This is a genomic window from Stenotrophomonas sp. 05L44_2, from assembly GCF_056665995.1.
Map to the genome: position 1 here is coordinate 1 of NZ_JBFTNR010000798.1, position 1,764 is coordinate 1,764.

Genomic DNA, 1,764 nt, shown 5'->3' on the forward strand with positions numbered 1-1,764 from the left:
ACGCCGGCCTGCGCTTCCAGCACCGCCTGCACGACCGTGCGGTCAGCTGGAACCTGTCGGTGGACAACCTGTTCAACCGCTTCTACTGGCGCGACACCGGCAGCAGCGGCGGTGACTACTACCTGTTCCCGGGTGCGCCGCGACAGGCGCGCCTGTCGGTGACGTTCGCGCTGTGAGCGGCGTCGCGCTCGAGTGGACTGCCGCGCTCTTCAGCATCCTCGGGGTGTGGCTGATGGCAAAGCGACGGCTGGCCGCGTGGCCGGTCGGCCTGCTGTCGGTCGCGCTGTACGGCGTGGTGTTCGCCGAAGCCAAGCTGTACTCGGACACGCTGCTGCAGGTTGCCTTTGGTGGCTTCCTGGTCTACGGCTGGATCAACTGGCGCCAGCACGCCGCCGATGAAGGCAGCATCCGCATCGTGCCGCTGGCGCGCGGCAAGCTGCTGCGCGACCTGGCCATCGGCCTGTGTGGCGGCGTGGCGCTTGGCGCCGGCATGCACACCTTCACCGATGCAGCGTTGCCGTGGCTGGACGCGATGCTGACCGCACTGAGCCTGGTCGGGCAATGGTGGCAGGCACGCCGGCACACGGCCTGCTGGTGGGTGTGGATCGYGGTGGACGTGGTCTACGTGGGCGCCTATCTGTTCAAATCGCTGCACGTGACTGCTGCGTTGTACGTGTTCTTCCTGGGCCTGGCATTGTTCGGGCTGCGGGCGTGGCGCGCCGCCGCGCGCGAGCCGCAGGCAGTACCTGCGCAGTAGAGCCACGCCATGCGTGGCTGCGTTTGGTAGATGCCGACCTTGGTCGGCAGGTGAGCGCCAACCAAGGTTGGCGTCTACCGATGCCCGGCATCCACGCATGGCGTGGATCTACTGGGTAAGGGTCAGCCCCAATCGCAGTGGCTGTCGCATGTCCTTCGGCGGCGCCGCCGGCAACGGCGTGGCCTGCAGCGCCGCACGCAGATCGGCATCGACCCGTGCATCACCCAGGCTGTCGAATTCCAGTTTCGAGATGGCGCCATCGCCGGCGATCCACACGCTCACCACCAACGGCGCCGGCGCATCGGGATGCTCCTGCAGCCAGGCCAGCAGGCGCTGCGCGTGCGGATCCTGCTCCTGCTGCAGACGCTGCTGCAACTCGCCGCTGACGGAGGCGGCATAGGCCATCCAATGCGCAGGCGCGTCCTGTGCGGACACGCTGGCGCTCCCCAGCGCCAACAGGCCCAGCAACCATGCCAACGGGCGCCAGCCACGGCGCGAGGTGCGCTTGTTGCCTGCAGAAGCCATCACCCACGTCTCCACGTCCATCCCAACGCGTCATGGTCGGCGCCGTAGATGACAGGCAGATGGCGGCGCAGTAGAGCCACGCCATGCGTGGCTGTTCCGGGCAACCGGTTGATCCATCCACGCATGGCGTGGATCTACCTGGCTGCCCCCACCCGGCGTGATCAGTCGCCCAGGTCGGCCAGCACCTTGCGCGAGGGCGCAAAGAAGGTGACGCCGGTGGTCGCGGTGGAGAAATCGAGGATGCGGTCATGCAGCGGCGCGGGATTGCCGATGAACATCCGCTCCAGCATCTTCTCGATCACCCACAGCCGACGCGTGTAGCCGATGAAGTAGGTGCCGTACTCGCCGCGCCCCGGATTGGCGAAGGGCATGTTGTCGCGCAGGATCTCGTGCTCGCCGTCGGCATCCTCGATGGTGCACAGCGTCTTGTGCGACTTCTGCGCGTCGGCCGGCGCGTCGTCCAGCTCGATGTTGTCGTGCTT

At 67.3% G+C, this 1,764-nt stretch carries 3 protein-coding genes; 1 reads left to right on the top strand and 2 read right to left on the bottom strand.

Annotated features, from left to right (window positions below; genetic code table 11):
- The first annotated feature begins 172 nt into the window (after nt 1-172).
- The gene (gene pnuC, locus AC1VAN_RS20760; RefSeq protein ID WP_480986626.1) at nt 173-757 is read left to right on the top strand and encodes a nicotinamide riboside transporter PnuC; all 585 of its coding nucleotides are present in this window, start codon (nt 173-175) and stop codon (nt 755-757) included.
- A 108-nt stretch (nt 758-865) separates the two neighbouring features.
- Here the strand turns inward: pnuC and AC1VAN_RS20765 are convergent, their stop codons facing one another.
- A complete protein-coding gene (locus AC1VAN_RS20765) occupies nt 866-1,282 on the bottom strand; it encodes a TonB C-terminal domain-containing protein (RefSeq protein ID WP_088100877.1) in 417 nt (138 codons plus the stop codon).
- A gap of 161 nt (nt 1,283-1,443) precedes the next feature.
- The coding region (locus AC1VAN_RS20770; RefSeq protein WP_480986627.1) for a Dyp-type peroxidase at nt 1,444-1,764 on the bottom strand (321 nt) is incomplete at its 5' end.

Excerpts from the sequence above, each read along its gene's own strand:
- AC1VAN_RS20765 (WP_088100877.1), bottom strand. The coding sequence starts at position 1,282 with ATGGCTTCTGCAGGCAACAAGCGCACCTCGCGCCGTGGCTGGCGCCCG.